The sequence below is a fragment of the Arthrobacter sp. P1_D4 genome (assembly GCF_056406115.1).
Window position 1 is genome coordinate 107,471 of record NZ_JBFUAU010000001.1, and the last position, 14,571, is coordinate 122,041.

The 14,571-nt window shown below is 68.3% G+C and carries 14 protein-coding genes; 6 read left to right on the plus strand and 8 right to left on the minus strand.

Annotated features, from left to right (window positions below):
* Positions 1–26: 26 nt before the first annotated feature.
* Positions 27–1,058, minus strand: coding sequence for an aldo/keto reductase (locus AC1D0A_RS00510; protein WP_476944943.1), 1,032 nt, complete (start codon positions 1,056–1,058; stop codon positions 27–29).
* Between the two features lie 19 nt (positions 1,059–1,077).
* Positions 1,078–1,950 carry an NAD-dependent epimerase/dehydratase family protein gene (locus tag AC1D0A_RS00515; protein WP_243181704.1) on the minus strand — a complete coding sequence of 291 codons (873 nt, stop codon included), beginning with the start codon at positions 1,948–1,950 and terminating at the stop codon, positions 1,078–1,080.
* A 175-nt stretch (positions 1,951–2,125) separates the two neighbouring features.
* Between AC1D0A_RS00515 and AC1D0A_RS00520 the strand changes: the two genes are divergently transcribed.
* Both AC1D0A_RS00520 and AC1D0A_RS00525 read left to right on the plus strand, forming a co-directional pair.
* The gene (locus AC1D0A_RS00520) at positions 2,126–2,596 is read left to right on the plus strand and encodes a universal stress protein (RefSeq protein ID WP_230012441.1); all 471 of its coding nucleotides are present in this window, start codon (positions 2,126–2,128) and stop codon (positions 2,594–2,596) included.
* 10 nt (positions 2,597–2,606) lie between these two features.
* The gene (locus AC1D0A_RS00525; protein WP_253906714.1) at positions 2,607–3,293 is read left to right on the plus strand and encodes an SRPBCC family protein; all 687 of its coding nucleotides are present in this window, start codon (positions 2,607–2,609) and stop codon (positions 3,291–3,293) included.
* Between the two features lie 63 nt (positions 3,294–3,356).
* On the opposite strand, the gene AC1D0A_RS00530 is transcribed toward AC1D0A_RS00525, so the two are convergent.
* Positions 3,357–4,718 (minus strand): phosphoribosyltransferase family protein, encoded by a 1,362-nt coding sequence (locus AC1D0A_RS00530; protein WP_476944944.1) that lies wholly within the window; start codon positions 4,716–4,718, stop codon positions 3,357–3,359.
* Between the two features lie 118 nt (positions 4,719–4,836).
* Positions 4,837–7,572, minus strand: a complete 2,736-nt coding sequence (gene mgtA / locus AC1D0A_RS00535) for a magnesium-translocating P-type ATPase (RefSeq protein ID WP_476944945.1) — start codon at positions 7,570–7,572, stop codon at positions 4,837–4,839.
* Positions 7,573–7,815: 243 nt separating this feature from the next.
* On the opposite strand from mgtA, the gene AC1D0A_RS00540 reads away from it, so the two are divergent.
* The gene (locus tag AC1D0A_RS00540) at positions 7,816–8,550 is read left to right on the plus strand and encodes a GAF and ANTAR domain-containing protein (RefSeq protein ID WP_028276114.1); all 735 of its coding nucleotides are present in this window, start codon (positions 7,816–7,818) and stop codon (positions 8,548–8,550) included.
* Positions 8,551–8,575: 25 nt separating this feature from the next.
* Here AC1D0A_RS00540 and AC1D0A_RS00545 read toward each other — a convergent pair whose 3' ends face one another.
* The 4 genes from AC1D0A_RS00545 to AC1D0A_RS00560 form a co-directional block, all read right to left on the minus strand.
* The gene (locus tag AC1D0A_RS00545) at positions 8,576–9,370 is read right to left on the minus strand and encodes an alpha/beta fold hydrolase (RefSeq protein ID WP_243181700.1); all 795 of its coding nucleotides are present in this window, start codon (positions 9,368–9,370) and stop codon (positions 8,576–8,578) included.
* Between the two features lie 170 nt (positions 9,371–9,540).
* Positions 9,541–9,750 (minus strand): hypothetical protein, encoded by a 210-nt coding sequence (locus tag AC1D0A_RS00550; protein ID WP_243181699.1) that lies wholly within the window; start codon positions 9,748–9,750, stop codon positions 9,541–9,543.
* Between the two features lie 95 nt (positions 9,751–9,845).
* Positions 9,846–10,259, minus strand: a complete 414-nt coding sequence (locus tag AC1D0A_RS00555; protein ID WP_028276112.1) for a VOC family protein — start codon at positions 10,257–10,259, stop codon at positions 9,846–9,848.
* Between the two features lie 205 nt (positions 10,260–10,464).
* Positions 10,465–11,031, minus strand: a complete 567-nt coding sequence (locus AC1D0A_RS00560; protein WP_243181698.1) for a type 1 glutamine amidotransferase domain-containing protein — start codon at positions 11,029–11,031, stop codon at positions 10,465–10,467.
* 174 nt (positions 11,032–11,205) lie between these two features.
* Here AC1D0A_RS00560 and AC1D0A_RS00565 point away from each other — a divergent pair, with 174 nt between their 5' ends.
* The 3 genes from AC1D0A_RS00565 (at position 11,206) to AC1D0A_RS00575 (ending at position 14,540) form a co-directional block, all read left to right on the plus strand.
* Positions 11,206–13,077 (plus strand): Na+/H+ antiporter, encoded by a 1,872-nt coding sequence (locus AC1D0A_RS00565; protein WP_476944946.1) that lies wholly within the window; start codon positions 11,206–11,208, stop codon positions 13,075–13,077.
* Positions 13,078–13,226: 149 nt separating this feature from the next.
* Positions 13,227–13,472, plus strand: coding sequence for a DUF2630 family protein (locus tag AC1D0A_RS00570; protein WP_243181696.1), 246 nt, complete (start codon positions 13,227–13,229; stop codon positions 13,470–13,472).
* Between the two features lie 60 nt (positions 13,473–13,532).
* The gene (locus AC1D0A_RS00575; RefSeq protein WP_476944947.1) at positions 13,533–14,540 is read left to right on the plus strand and encodes a CapA family protein; all 1,008 of its coding nucleotides are present in this window, start codon (positions 13,533–13,535) and stop codon (positions 14,538–14,540) included.
* Positions 14,541–14,571: the final 31 nt, after the last annotated feature.

Here is a 14,571-nt window from a genome sequence, read left to right on the forward strand (position 1 = left end):
GCGTTGCCTTGTTAGCCCGTTGCCTGTTAGCGGCCGCCCTCGAGCTTCCGGCTGCGCTGTTCCTGGGCCATCGGCCCGTACGGATAGACGCCGACGCGCGGCCGGCTGGCCTCGGTCAGCCGCTCCGTCTCCTCCGCGGTGAGCCGCAGATCCGCGGCCGCGAGATTGTCCGCCAGCTGCGCGGTGGTGCGGGCGCCCAGGATCACCGAGGTGACCGCCGGCCGGTCCGCCAGCCAGGCCAGCGCCACCTGGGAGGGGCTCACGCCGTGGCGTCCGGCGGTCTGCTCCACCTCGGCAATCACGTCCCAGGTGCGCGGATCGGCGTTGCGGGCCTCCCAGGCCTCCATCCCCCGCTTCGGGTTTTCGCCCAGACGGGTGGCCCCGGCCGGCGGCTGGTCGCGCTTGTATTTGCCGGACAGCCACCCGCCGCCCAGCGGCGACCATGGCAGGAGCCCGATCCCGGCGTCGAGTGCGGCCGGCACAATTTCCGACTCGATCTCACGGACCAGCAGGCTGTACTGCGGCTGCAGCGTCACCGGGGCGCTCCAGCCATGGGCCTTCGCCACATGGACGGCCTTGGTCAACTGCCAGCCCAGGAAGTTGGAGAAGCCGTAGTAGGCGATTTTGCCGCTGGTGACGGCGTCGTGCAGGAACAGGAGGGTCTCCTCGAGGGGCGTGACAGGATCCCAGGCGTGCAGCTGGTAGAGATCGATCTGTTCTACGCCGAGCCGGCGCAGCGAGTCATCGAGTGCCCGGACCAGGTGCCGTCGGGAGGTTCCGACGTCGTTGGGGGCCTGGCCCATCGGGAAGCGGCCCTTCGTGGCCACCACCGCCCGGTCCCGGACCTCGGCCCGGTCCGCCAGCCACCGGCCGATGATTTCCTCCGACACCCCCGAGCTGTAGACGTCGGCGGTGTCGATGAAGTTGCCGCCCGCCGCGAAGTAGTCATCCAGGATCGCGCGGGATTGCTCCTCGGTGGCCTCGGCGCCAAAAGTCATGGTGCCCAGCGCATAGTTGGAGACGACGGCGCCGCTGTTGCCCAGGGTGCGGTATTGCATGGAGCTCCTCAAGTTGGGGTCAGTCTTCCGTGGGGGTGGTGCGCAGCGGGTGGTAGTTCCGCCAGGTGTGCTCCGGCGCGTAGCCCAGCAGCCGCTTGGCCTTGTCGATCGACAGCATGGTCTCGTGCTCGGCCAGGTCCTTGACCACTTTGACGTTCGGGAACACCTCGGCGGCCAGGCTTGCGCTGGAGCGGCTCATCACCGTGTCCTCGTTGGCGATGATGAACGCCTCGAACCCGGGCTTGCCGTGCTCCAGGGCGCGGGCCACGGCCTGGGCGCCGTCCCGGCCGTCAATGTAGCCCCAGAGATTCCATTTGCGCGCCCGCGCGTCGTGGTCGAAGGAGGGGAATTCCTCATAGTCCTCCGGGTCCATCACATTGGAGAACCGCAGGCCGGTGATGCTCAAGGCCGGGTCCCAGCGGGTCAGCTGGATGGCCATCTGCTCCTCAAGATGTTTGACCAGGGAGTACGTGCTTTCCGGCCGGGCGGGGTAGTCCTCATCGACCGGGATGTAGGGAGGGTCGACGTCGAAAGGCAGCCCCAGCACCGTCTCACTGGACGCGTAGACGATTTTCTTGATCCCGGCCCGCCGGGCAGCCTGGAACACGTTGTAGGTGGACTGCATGTTGTTCTCGAAGGTGGCGGCATCCGGGGCATGGCCCGGGGCAGGAATCGCGGCCAGGTGCACCACGGCGTCAAAGCCGGCATGGCGGTCCTCCAGGCCGAGGAACACGTCCACCACCTGGCCGTAGTTGCGCAGGTCCACCTCCGTGAAGCCGCGGCCGCGCACACCGGTGCGGTCCAGGTTGGTCACCTCGTGCCCGTCATCGCTGAGCCGCCGCACGACGTTTCGGCCCAGCTTTCCGCTTCCTCCGGTAACAGCAACTTTCATCAGGAACTCCTCGGGTGGCAGGCTCGGCTGGACGTCATGGTCCGGCCAATGGGGCCGGCACCTGCTCCGGTGCCGGCAATCACCGTTCCACCCTAAGCGGAGGCGGCCGCGGTGCCCAGCCCCGCGTGACTTTCGGCCCTAGGCAGTCCCGGGGGCAGGGGCAAGGCTGGGGACCATGAACGGTGATCAGCGCATTGTCGTGGGTGTGGACGGTTCGGAGTTTTCGACGACGGCGCTCCGCCTCGCCGGGCGCATGTCCACCGCTTTGAACATCCCGTTGGAAGTCATCACCTGCCTGGGAACTTCTGATTTCTTCCTGGCCTCCCACCTGCCCGAGGACAGAACGCCCACCCTCGATGAGCTGGAGGAGACCGCCGAACGCCTCGTGGACCAGGCACTGGAGCGGGCCTTCGGCGAATCGCGTCCGGAAGGACTTAACCGCTCGGTCAAGTTCGGGGCGCCCGCCAAGGTCCTCGTCGAGGAAAGCCAGCACGCCGAAATGCTCGTGGTGGGCCGGCGCGGCAAGGGCGGCTTCCTCCATCAGGTCATGGGCTCGGTGAGCGCGGCCGTCGCGGCCCACTCCCACTGCCCGGTGGTGGTGGTCGGGCCGGAATCGGACGACCCCAGGGGCCGGACCAGCGCATGAGGTCCCTCGCGTGAGCGGTCAGCACGTCCCCGGCCGGTTGCGCGGACCGCTCGCGGCGCTGGCCGCGGCATCGGCGGGCGCAGCCTACGTCCTGGCTGTCCGGCCGCGGCTCCTGCGCTGGGGGGCCACCACCCAGGAGGCCGCCGGCCCGCTCGCCGGGGACGAGATCGTGCCCGCCCCGCGCATGCAAAGCACCCGCGCGATCACTATTGCGGCCCCCGTGGCAGAGGTCTGGCCGTGGCTTGTCCAGATGGGCGCCGGGCGGGGCGGCTTCTACTCCTACGACTGGCTCGAACGCGGCGCGGGTCTGGGCATCCGGAGTGCGGACCGGATTCTCCCGGAGCTGCAGCGCCTGAAAGTTGGCGACGTCGTTCCGCTGTCACCCGACGGCGGCCTTCCGGTCCGGCTCATCCAGTCCGGGGCGGCGCTGGGGCTGGGCGGAACCATCGATCTGCGCACGGGGAGGATGTCGCCGGCAGGGGTCCGTCCCACCGGGCGCCGGCTGGACGTCGGCTGGACGTTCGTGTTGCGACCTGCCGGGCCCCAGGCCACCAGGCTGCTGTCCCGCACCCGCTACGACTTTTCGCCCCTGGCGGAGGGTCTGGCCCTGCGTGCACTGCTGGAACCGGTGCAGTTCCTGATGGAACGGCGGATGCTCCTGGGGATCCGGTCCAGGGCAGAGGGCCGCCGGAGCTAGGGTCCGCGGACTTCGTTGTCCCGGCCTTCCCCGGTTCTGGTCCCCTCAGACACCCGCGCCCCCTCAGACGCCCGCGGCCCGCGCGCCGGCACCGTTCGGCGGCAGCAGGTAGTCGATAAACCAGTCCCGCGCCAGGATGGCCGCCGCCGCGAGCGTGCCCGGTTCTTCAAACAAGTGCGTTGCCCCCTGCACGACGGCGAGCTGGCTGGGACTGCGCATCATCGCCTTCGCCCGGCGGTTCAGTTCCAGGACCTCGTGGTCCAGGCTCCCCACAATCAGGAGCGTGGGCGCCTTGACGGCGGACAACCGCGGGCCGGCGAGGTCGGGGCGGCCGCCGCGGGACACGACAGCCGCGATCCGCGCCGACGGCTCCGACGCCGCCCACAGCGCAGCCCCGGCTCCCGTGCTCGCACCGAAGTACCCCAGAGCGCAGGCCGTGTCCGCCCGGGTGGAAAGCCAGTCCGTGGCCGAGGACAGCCTGCGGGCCAGGAGTTCGATGTCAAAGACGTTGGCGCGGTGGCGCTCCTCCGCCGGCGTCAGCAGGTCCAGCAGCAGCGTGCCGAGACCGGCCTGCTGCAGGACGCCGGCCACGTACCGGTTCCGGGGGCTGTGGCGGCTGCTGCCGCTGCCATGGGCGAACAGCACCACGGCGCTGGCCGGCACCGGAAGGTGCAGCTGGGCCTGGAGCCGCACCCCGCGGGACGGGATCTCCACTTCCTCGTCGACGTCGGCGGGGTTGTCGGCGCGGGTCGCCGTCGAGGTCCAGAAAGGCGGCGGTGCGGCCTCGACGCGTTTGGCCGCAAGATCGAGCAGGCGCAGCACCTCGTCGTCGTCAGTCGGCGAGAAGTCCCGGTAGTGGTATCCGACGGCGGTGAACTGGCGCGGCGTCGCCAGGCAGACCACCTCGTCCGGTTCCGTCAGGTCGGCGAGGGTCTCGGCGGGGGCAACCGGAACGGCCAGGATCACGCGGGCCGCACCCTGTTTGCGGACGACCCGGCAGGCCACGCGGGCGGTGGAGCCGGTGGCGATCCCGTCGTCGACGATCACCGCGATGCGTCCGGTCAGGTCGTGCCGGGTCCGGCCCTTCCTGAACAGGACCACCCGGTTTTCCAGCACGCCGCGTTCGCGTTCTTCGACAGCCTGGAGTTCCTCACCGCTGACCCGCGCATGGGCCAGGACCTCCTCGTCCAGGACTTTGGCGCCGCCTTCACCGATTGCCCCCATGGCGAGCTCGGGCTGGTAGGGAAGCCCAAGTTTCCGCACCACAATCACGTCCAGGGGAGCATCCAGGGCGGCGGCGACTTCGAAGGCCACGGGCACGCCGCCGCGCGGCAGGCCCAGGACCACAATGTCCTGGCCACGCAATTCCGCCAGACGCCTGCCGAGCTGCCTGCCGGCGTCGACCCTGTCTTCAAAGATGCTCATGGGCTATGGCTTTCAAGTCGAAGCGTGGGCCATCGGCCATCAGTCGTGTGCTGCTGAAACTGGTGCGCTCCTACGGGTTCCCCTAACCCGAACAGGACCAGGTGGCCGCTGCCTCCAACTATCCGCCCGCGCCCGAAACCCTGTGAGGGCCTTTGTGCCCGAGTTTGCGTCGACGGCGCCAGCCCGGCCCACGGTGGACGAGCAGCGGCCTGGCCGCCGGGATGCTGAAGCGGGCGGCCCGGCGGGCAATGCGGTGGGTCTGGCCGCGGTGCCGGAGCGCCGCCGGCCCGCGTGAGACAGGCTGCTGGGCGGCCCGGGAGTAGAACCAGACTTTCGCTATTTCCACCAGCACCAGGTACACCACTGCCATCCCGAGCAAGGCGAGGAAGAACGGCACAGGCAGCGGATCGAAGCCCAGCACGCCGGCCAGGGGCGAGAACGGCAGGTATACCCCGAGGGCCACCACGCCCAGGGAGGCCCCGACCAGGCCCAGCGACGGCCTGCTCCGGAAGAAGGGCACGCGCCGGGTCCTGATGACGAAGATGATCAGCGTCTGCGTCACGATGGACTCGATGAACCAGCCGGCCCGGAATTCGCCCGGAACCGCGTCGAAGACGAAAAGCATGAGGGCGAAGGTCGCGAAGTCGAAGATGGAGCTGATGGGGCCAAACAGGAACATGAAACGCCGGATGAAGCCGATGTCCCAGTGCGATGGGGCCACCAGCTGTTCCTTGTCCACCCGGTCGCCCGGAATGGCCAGCTGGCCGGCATCGTAGAGCAGGTTGTTGAGCAGAATCTGGCCCGGCAGCATCGGCAGGAAACTCAACACCACGGAGGCCGTGGCCGCGCTGAACATGTTGCCGAAGTTGCTGGACGTGCCCATGAGAACGTACTTGATGGTGTTGGCGAAGATCCGCCGGCCTTCCATGACGCCCTCGGCCAACACCCCCAGGTCTTTGTCGAGCAGCACGACGTCGGCGGCGTCCTTGGCGACGTCGGTGGCGCTGTCGACCGAGATGCCGATGTCCGCGGCATGCAGTGCAAGGGCGTCGTTGACGCCGTCGCCCATGAACCCGACGGCGCCGCCGCTTAGCCGCAGCAGCCGGATGATCCGAGCCTTCTGTTCCGGCGACACGCGGGCGAAGATGCTCGCCTCCCGTGCGGCGGCGGCCAGCTCCGGATCGGACATGGCCTCCACGGCAGCGCCGCTGAGCGTCCCGCCGGAGAGCACGCCGAGTTCGTCACAGACCTTTTCGGCGACCCTGGCGTTGTCGCCGGTGGCGATCTTGACCGTAATGCCGAGCGCTTCGAGCTGGTCAAGGGAGGCCCGTGCATTGGCTTTGGGCCGGTCCAGGAAGATGAGGAAACCGGCAAGGACCAGATCCTTCTCGTCGGGCGGCGTCAGGTCCTCCAGGCCGCCCGCGGGTCGCGTTCCGACAGCCACCACCCGGGATCCGGCGTCGAACTGCTTGTCCAGCATCGCCTGCACGTCCGCCGGCGTGCCCACGCAGAGGGCCAGGACATCTTCCGGCGAGCCTTTTGTGATGATGCGGGCAGGTCCGTTCGCTTCGCGCACCAGCACGCTGGTCCGGCGGCGCTGGTGGTCGAAGTCTATGACGTCCAGCCGTTCGTAGCGCTCCGGCCGGAAGCCCGCCGCGTCGGGTGATTCCCAGAGTGCGGCATCCAAGGGGTTCAGGCCAACCGTAGAGAGCCTCGCCTCGGCGTATTCGGCCTCTGTCGCCAGCAGTCCGAGCGTGAGCAGCTCAGCGGGCTCGATGCCCGCGCCGACGGGCAGCGCGGCGGTGAAGCTGATCCGGCCCTCGGTCAGCGTCCCGGTCTTATCCGTGACCAGGATGTCCATGTCGCCCAGGTCCTCGATGCAGACCAGGCGTTTCACCAGGACCTTGCGCCGGGCCAGTTGCCGGGTGCCCGTGGCCAGGCTGGTGCTGACCACCGCGGGCAGCAGCTGCGGAGTGATGCCGACCGCGATCGCCAGGGAGAACAGCAGGGATTCGATCACGGGCCGGTGCAGCAGCAGGTTTGCGACGAAGATGAGCGAGCTCAGTCCGATGGCCACCTGCAGCAGCAGGAAGGAGAACCGTTTGAGGCCCAGCTGGAACTCGGTCTGCGGCTGCCGTTCGCCCAGGCCCAGTGCAATCCGGCCGAATTCCGCCCGGCCTCCGGTGGCGACCACCACCGCCGTGCAGCTGCCGGACTGGAGCACGGTCCCCATGAAGACGCAGCTGGTCAGGTCCGCCAGCGGGGCATCCTGCGGCACGGGCGCAGGATCCTTGGCGACCGGCAGCGATTCCCCGGTCAGGATGCTTTCATCACACAGGAGATCCTTGGCCGTCAGCACCCGCATGTCCGCCGGAATGATCGCGCCGATCCCCAGGTGGACGACGTCGCCGGGCACCAGCGCGGTGACGTCGATTTCGCCCGGACTTCCGTCGCGGACGACGACGGCGCGGTGCGTGACGCGGGAATGCAAGGCCTCCGCAGCGCGTTCGGCCCGGTATTCGTTGCTGAACCCCAGCCCGACGCTGACCAACAGGATCACGCCGATGACGATCGCGTTCGTGGCGTCCCCGAGAAACAGTGAAAGCCCGGCGGTGATGAGCAGGAGGAGCAGGATGGGGCTGGCCAGCTGCCGGCCCAGCACCGACCACCCGCTGGCCATGTGGGTCCGCACCGCATTCGGCCCTATTTCCGTCAGGCGCCTGCCCGCTTCGGCACCTGTCAGTCCGTTCCCGCCCGAGCCCAGCTCGTCCAACACGGCGGCAACGGGCCGGCCCGCGGCGCGGGCGATCGCCAGCGGGGCGGAGGGTGAGTCCTTGACGTCCAGCTCTGGCATACGGAATCCGTTCGCGACATTTCGCCTAAGGCACAGCTTATGCCCGGGACGAACGGTTCAGGAGCCGTCGGGTCCGGAGCCCGTGTGGAACCTGCGTTTCCCGGATGTATATACTCTCCCGGTACGGTTTTGCAGCGAGCCGTTGGATTGTTCTTCGATCCGGCCGCTGCCGTATCCGCCCCTTGCCGCGGTGGGAAGCACAGCCGGGTCGTCTTGACCTGAGTGAAACGGCACAACAGATAAGTGGTCAGCGAGTCAACCGCAAATTCAATAAACCAGCAGCTGCATGAACTGGTGCTCAGCAGCTCCGACGTCGAGGATTTCCTCTGGGAGCTGGCCCGCGTATCCGCGCGCAGCCTGTCCGAGCCAGGGGACGAGATCCTGTGCGGCATCACGCTCCTTCGGGAAAAGAAGGCGGCCACCGTCGCGAGCAGCAGCCCCGCCGCGCAGGCCATGGACGAAATCCAGTACACCTTCGGTGACGGCCCTTGCATGACGGCTTCCCGGGAACAGGTAACCGTCCACGTTGAGGACCTTGAACTCGATGGCCGTTGGCCGGAGTACGCCGCGGCGGTGCGGGGGCACGGCTTCCGGTCGATCCTGGCGCTGCCGTTCCTGCTGGAAGGCGAGACCCGGGCCGCCCTGAACCTCTATTCGCACCGGCCGGGCCGGTTCGATCACCGCGCCACGGAGCTGGCCCGTGACTTCGTCCACCAGACCTCCATGGCCCTGCGCCTCGCCGTCCGGTTCGCGCACAGCAGCGATACAGCCGCCAACCTCAAGGCCACCCTGGAGACGCGGACCGTGATCGACGTCGCCGTCGGCATCATCATGGCGCAGAACCGCTGCAGCCAGGACGAGGCGTTCGAGCTCCTGAAGTCGGCCTCGAGCGCCCGGAACATCAAGCTCCACGCCGTCGCGGCCGGCGTGGTTGAGTCACTCGGGCAGGGCCCCACCCGGACCCACTTCGACGTCTAACCCCGGCCCCGGGCAGCCAGTGCGGTCAGGCCGGGCTTCCGGGCAGCGGCTCGCCCGCCGCCGCGCCAAGGCCCGTGAACGCCAGAATGCCGTCCCGCACTTCGAGTGCCCGGTTGTGCTGGACGACGTGACCGGTTCCCTGCACTTCCAGCAGCCGCCCGCGGCTGGCGAGCCCGGCCAGCCGGCGGCACCAGTCTGCATCCGCGATGGGGTCGTTGGCGCCGCGCACCACGAGGACCGGTGCGCTGACGCCGGCGATCTTCTGTTCCATGGGGTACTCCTTCATGACCTGCAGGGTCTTCAAGTACCAGGAGGGACCGCAACGCAGGTAGTCGGTGAAAACCAAGGCGTTCGAGGAGGGGCTCTCGTAGAACAGGCAGTCACGGCCCAGCGCCAGGGCCATCTGTGCCACGGATCCGTGCCTGGGGTCCACCACGGGACCCATCAGCACCACATTCGAGATCTGTTCCGGCTGCTGAAGGGCCGCCTCCAGGGCCATCTGTGTTCCCATTGAGTGCCCCACCAGCACTATTTCCGCAACGCCCAGCTGTTCCATGGCGCCGAGGATGTAACGGGCGTGGTCGGCAATGGACAGCTGGTACGCGGGCTTGGGTGTGGCGCCGAATCCCGGCAGGTCGATGGAGTAGGTCTCCATCGACCCGGCCAGGAGCCGGTGCAGCCGGCGCAGGTAGCGGTGTGACGCGCCGATTCCGTGGATGAGCACGACGGCGGGCGCGGACCCGCCGGCCATTTCGCGCGAGGCGAAGACGTGGCCGGCGTGGCCCGCGGCTGAAATCTCCAGGCGGACCGGACCGGTCATGCTGTGAACGACCGCGGCGGGGAGCACGGGTACAGGAGGGACCGCGTGGCAACTGCCGGGGTCATGAAGGGCTCGTTTCGTCGCCGGGTGGTCAGCCCAGTCTAGTAAGCCTGCTGGCTAGAACCCTGACGCCGTGCGGGGCAGCCGGCCCTTCAGGATGATCCGGCGGATCAGTTGTCCCGCTTGTCCCGCTCCTCGAACTCCTCATCGAGGTCATAGTGCCGGAACTCCGTCTCCGGATTCGGCTCGCCCTCCACCACGTACTCATAGTCCAGTTGGCGCTCGACTTGGCTGTCGAGGACCTGAAGATCCTTGTCCGGCAACTTGCTGAGATCGTCCGGGAAGTCATCTTCCGGGCTGAGGTGCAGCTTCTCGGTCATTGCATGGCTCCCTTGGCCAGGGGATGGACTCGCGCTTGCACTGTCCTGGCTGCATTCAGGATAGCCCTTACTGCCGGCGCGGCCGAGGGCCCGATTTAGGCGGGCTCGGAGCCGACGTTCACCAGCCAGTCCACGCCAAACCTGTCCTTGCACATGCCGAAGACGTCGCCCCAGGGTGCCTTCTCCAGCGGCATGGCGACTGTGCCGCCATCGGCCAGCTTGTCGAAGTAGCCGCGGAGCTCAGCTTCGTTGGATCCGCTCAGGGACACGGAAAAGTTGTTGCCCGCGGTGTAGTCCATGCTGTTGGGCGTGTCCGCGCCCATCAGCACCATGCCGGCGTCCGTCCTGAGCTGGGCATGCATGATTTTCTCCTGCTCCGCCGGGTCTTCGCTGGCGTGGTATTCGGCGAAGGTACTCATGGTCAGTTCCCCGCCGAACACCGACTGGTAGAAGGTCATGGCGTCTTTCGCGTTGTCGCGGAAGCCGAGGTAGGGATTGAGCGTAGTCATGTCCGAAACTCCTTGCTGTTGGGGGCGCCGGCCGGGCGGCAACGACGACGGTGCACGGTACAGGGCATATCCTGCCGCAAAACCAACAGCGTGGGTAGGTGTCCGGCCGCGGAACCGGGCAGCCCGGGACTAAGCAGGTGAACGGCCGGCCGAGAGCGTCCGGCGGCGGCCGGTGCCGCCGTCGGACGCTGCGGCGGGATTGCGGCTACGGCGTCTGGCCTGCGTGCTCGCCTTCGGCGATTTCCTCAAGGAGTTTGGCGTTGAAGGCCGGAAGGTCACGCGGGCTGCGGCTGGTCACCAGGCCCTGGTCCACCACGACCTCCTCGTCAGTCCAGATCGCGCCGGCATTCTTCAGGTCCGTCTGCAGCGTGTGGTAGGAGGTCAGGTTCCTGCCGCTGACCACGCCGGCGTCGATGAGCAGCCACGGGCCGTGGCAGATGGCGGCGACGGGCTTGTGCTGCTCGAAGAAGGCACGCGTGAACGCCTGGGCCTCCTTGTCGACTCTGAGGTGATCGGCGTTGACCACGCCGCCGGGGATGACCAGGGCGTGGAAATCGGCGGCGTCGGCCCGCCCCACGGCGAGGTCGACGGCGAACCGCTGCCCCTTTTCGGTGCCGTCATAGCCCTGCAGCTCTCCGCTCTTCGGCGAGACCAGGGTTGGCACGCCGCCGGCTTCCTTGACGGCATCCCACGGGCTGGTCAGCTCCACTTGCTCCACACCGTCCGTCAGCAGGAACGCGACTTTCTTGCCGGAAAGATTGTGCTCTGACATGTGTCCTCCTCGTGCCGGGCGCGGGCCGGGCAAAATTCGTTCAGTGCCGGCGCCAGCGCAGTGTCCCACTTGGTTTGCAGACCTAACTCTAGAAAGCCGCCAAGTCGTAAGCAAGCTGATGATGCATTGCAGGGACCCCGCCGGCACAGGACGGGAAGCTGAGAGAATGGGCCCATGGAAGTCGCTTTCGGGCTGCTGGCCCTCGTCGCCATCGTCTGTGCCTGCAGCGCACTGGGCCAAAGGATCAACATCTCCGTCCCCCTGCTGCTGGTGCTGGCCGGCGTGGTGTGCTCGTTCCTGCCGTTCGTTCCGACCATCGAGCTGAACCCCGAAATCGTTCTGGTCGGGCTGTTGCCGCCGTTGCTCTATGCGGCGGCGCTGCAGACCTCGCTGTTCGATTTCCGTTCCAACCGCCGCTCCATCGGCCTGTTGTCGGTCGGCTACGTCATTTTCGGCACCGTCAGCATCGGGCTGGTGGTCGCCTGGCTGTTTCCCGAGATCCCGCTGGCGGCCGCCATGGCCCTGGGCGCCGTCGTCGCGCCCCCGGACGCCGTGGCTGCGACGGCGATTGCGCGAAAGGTGGGCATGCCCCGCAGGGTTGTCACCATCCTGGAGGGCGAATCGCTGGTCAACGACGCCACGGCGCTGGTCTGCCTGCGTGCTGCCATCGCCGCGATCGCCGGAGCTGTCTCCGCCGCGGAGATTGCCGGCGGCTTCGTCCTGGCGGCCGGCGGGGGCGTGGCGGTGGGCGTTGCCGCGGCCTTCGTGCTCACCGCGCTCCGCAAGCGGATCCGCAACGTGGCCATCAACACTTCCACGTCCCTGATCGCCCCGCTTGTGGCCTACCTCCCGGCGGAAGCGATCCACGCCTCCGGCGTCCTGGCCGTCGTCGTCACCGGCCTGATCATGGGGACCAAGGCGCCGTCCATGCCAAACGGGGCGGCCCGGCTGAGCCAGCGCAGCAATTGGCACACGGTCCAGTTCCTGCTGGAGAACTCCGTTTTCCTCCTGATCGGGCTGCAGGTCCGGACCATCATCGAGGGCGTCCGGGATGACTCGCTGGGGCCGGAACGGATCTGGTTCGGCTGTGCCGCCGTGCTGCTGGCCGTGCTGGTCCTACGCCCGGTCTGGGTCTTCCCCGCAACATACCTGCCGCGGCTCATTCCCGTGGTCCGGCGCAAGGATCCCGCGCCGCCCTGGCAATTTCCGGTGATCGTCTCCTGGGCCGGCATGCGCGGCGTCGTGACCCTGGCCGCCGTCCTGGTCCTGCCGGCGGAGCTGGAGCACCGGTCGGTCCTGATCCTGATGGCCCTCGTGGTGGTGGCCGGCACGCTGACCCTGCAGGGTTTCACGCTCCCGGCCCTGGTCCGGTTGCTGCACGTGAACGGACCGGACCCGCGCGAGGACGCGCTCAACGAGGCCTCGCTGATGCAGATGGCGACGGCGGCGGGCGTGCAGCGGCTCCAGGAACTGCGTTCGGACGCCGATCCCCCCGAGGTCGTGGCGATGCTGAAACGGCGCACCCAGGAGCGCGGGCTGGCCGCATGGGAGCGGCTGGGCCGGCCGGCCGCCGAAGCCGCCACCCCCAGCCAGCGGTACGCCCAACTCCGGCTGGCGATGCTGGACGCCGAGCGCACCAAGGTCCTCGAGCTGCGGCGCGGCGGCGGATACGCGCACGAGGTCCTGGTCAACGTCCTTGACCGCCTCGACGTCGAAGAGTCCATGCTGGACGCCGCACTGGAAGAACCGGACGCGGACGGCAGCGGCGGCGAGGGAATCGCCCGGCCCCGCGGCGTTTGTCCGCACCTGGAGTCCGCCCCGGATCTCACCGTCCCGTCTGGTCCCTTCTGTGAGGCGTGCGAACGGGAGGGGACGACGACGGTGCATCTGCGGATGTGCCTGCAGTGCGGCAACGTGGCCTGCTGCGATTCATCGCCGGGAACCCACGCGTACAAACACTTCCAGCTCAGCGGCCACCCCGTCATGCGCAGCGCCGAGCCGGGCGAGGACTGGCGCTGGTGCTACCCGGACGAACTCCTTGGCTAGGCCGCAGACGCCGGACAGCGCCGTCCGGCCCCGGGCCCGGGCGCCCCTGTTCACCGCACCCTCCCCTCCGTAGGCTGGAAGGGGACCTGCTGGAAGTGGACCCTGCGAAGAGAAGGCGGCCCGCCGCCGTCGGACGAAAAGAGGACACCGTGGACAACCAAGACATCCTGGAGCGCATCAAGGACCTCGTGGAGGAGGAACACGGCCTCCGCGAAGGCTCAACCCAGTCTGGCGGGACCGGAAGCCCGGACATCCTCCGGCTGCAGCAGGTGGAAGAACAGCTGGATCAGTGCTGGGACCTGCTCCGCCAGCGGCGCGCGAAAAGAGACTATGGCGAGAATCCTGACGAGGCGGAAGTGCGGCCGGTCAGCGAGGTCGAAGGCTACCAAAGCTAGCCCCCGGCCCTGACCTGACAGGCAGGCAGGCGGGCAGGCGGGCAGGCGGGCAGGCAGTCCATGCTGATCGCGCTGCTGGGAGACGTCATGCTGGGCCGGCTGGTGAACCGGCACCTGGCAGCGGCCGGGCCTGCCTATCCGTGGGGCGACACGCTGGCGGTCCTGGAGCAGGCCGATGTCCGCGTCGCCAACCTCGAGTGTGTCCTGGCGGCCGGCGGCGAGCCCGAGCCCGGCAAGATCTTCCATTTCCGCTCGGACCCGAAGAATGTGGCCAGCCTCCTCGCAGCCGGGATCGACGTCGTCTCGCTCGCCAACAACCACGTCCTGGATTTCGGCCAGGACGCGTTCGGGGAGATGCTGCCGGCGCTGGACGGCTGCGGCATCCTCCATGCCGGGGCCGGCCCCGACCTGGAGTCCGCCCGCCGCCCGTCCGCGTGGCGCGTGGGCGCCGTCGCCGTCGGATTCATTGCCTTCACGGACAACGAGCCCGGCTGGGAGGCGGGCACCGCGGCTCCCGGGGTCTACTACGTCCCGGTGGAGGATGTTTCCGTTGATGAGGGCGGCCGGCGGGACGGTCGGCGGGACGGTCTGCTGGAACTGGTCGCCAGGACCAAGGCCCGTGTCCAGGTCCTCATCGTGTCAGCCCATTGGGGCGGCAATTGGGGCTACGACGTCCCGGCCGGGCATCAGGACTTTGCCCGGGACCTCATCGAGGCCGGGGCCGACGTCGTGTTCGGCCACTCGCCGCACATATTTCGCGGCGTCGGCATCCACCGGAACCGTCCGATCATCTTCAGCGCCGGGGACTTCATTGACGACTACGCTGTGGACCCGGTCGAGCGCAATGACCAGTCGTTCGTGTTCATGCTCGACACCGACGCCGGCGCACCCCGAACGCTTCGGCTGTATCCCACGATCATCGCCGGATTCCAGGCGCGCCTGGCCCGCGAATCGGCACCCGGCATTGCCGCCCGGATGCAGCGGCTGAGCGGTCAGTTGGGCACGCTGGGCTACTGGAACGCCTCCGGCCGCTGCCTTGAGATTCCGCTGGACAGGCCGGCGTTCTAAATCACAGGTTCTGGAATGCAGACCCAAGGTT

Coding starts and splice junctions, on each gene's coding strand:
- AC1D0A_RS00510 (WP_476944943.1), bottom strand. CDS start 1,058: ATGCAATACCGCACCCTGGGCAACAGCGGCGCCGTCGTCTCCAACTAT.
- AC1D0A_RS00515 (WP_243181704.1), bottom strand. CDS start 1,950: ATGAAAGTTGCTGTTACCGGAGGAAGCGGAAAGCTGGGCCGAAACGTC.
- AC1D0A_RS00520 (WP_230012441.1), top strand. CDS start 2,126: ATGAACGGTGATCAGCGCATTGTCGTGGGTGTGGACGGTTCGGAGTTT.
- AC1D0A_RS00530 (WP_476944944.1), bottom strand. CDS start 4,718: ATGAGCATCTTTGAAGACAGGGTCGACGCCGGCAGGCAGCTCGGCAGG.
- mgtA (WP_476944945.1), bottom strand. CDS start 7,572: ATGCCAGAGCTGGACGTCAAGGACTCACCCTCCGCCCCGCTGGCGATC.
- AC1D0A_RS00545 (WP_243181700.1), bottom strand. CDS start 9,370: ATGACCGGTCCGGTCCGCCTGGAGATTTCAGCCGCGGGCCACGCCGGC.
- AC1D0A_RS00550 (WP_243181699.1), bottom strand. CDS start 9,750: ATGACCGAGAAGCTGCACCTCAGCCCGGAAGATGACTTCCCGGACGAT.
- AC1D0A_RS00555 (WP_028276112.1), bottom strand. CDS start 10,259: ATGACTACGCTCAATCCCTACCTCGGCTTCCGCGACAACGCGAAAGAC.
- AC1D0A_RS00560 (WP_243181698.1), bottom strand. CDS start 11,031: ATGTCAGAGCACAATCTTTCCGGCAAGAAAGTCGCGTTCCTGCTGACG.
- AC1D0A_RS00565 (WP_476944946.1), top strand. CDS start 11,206: ATGGAAGTCGCTTTCGGGCTGCTGGCCCTCGTCGCCATCGTCTGTGCC.
- AC1D0A_RS00575 (WP_476944947.1), top strand. CDS start 13,533: ATGCTGATCGCGCTGCTGGGAGACGTCATGCTGGGCCGGCTGGTGAAC.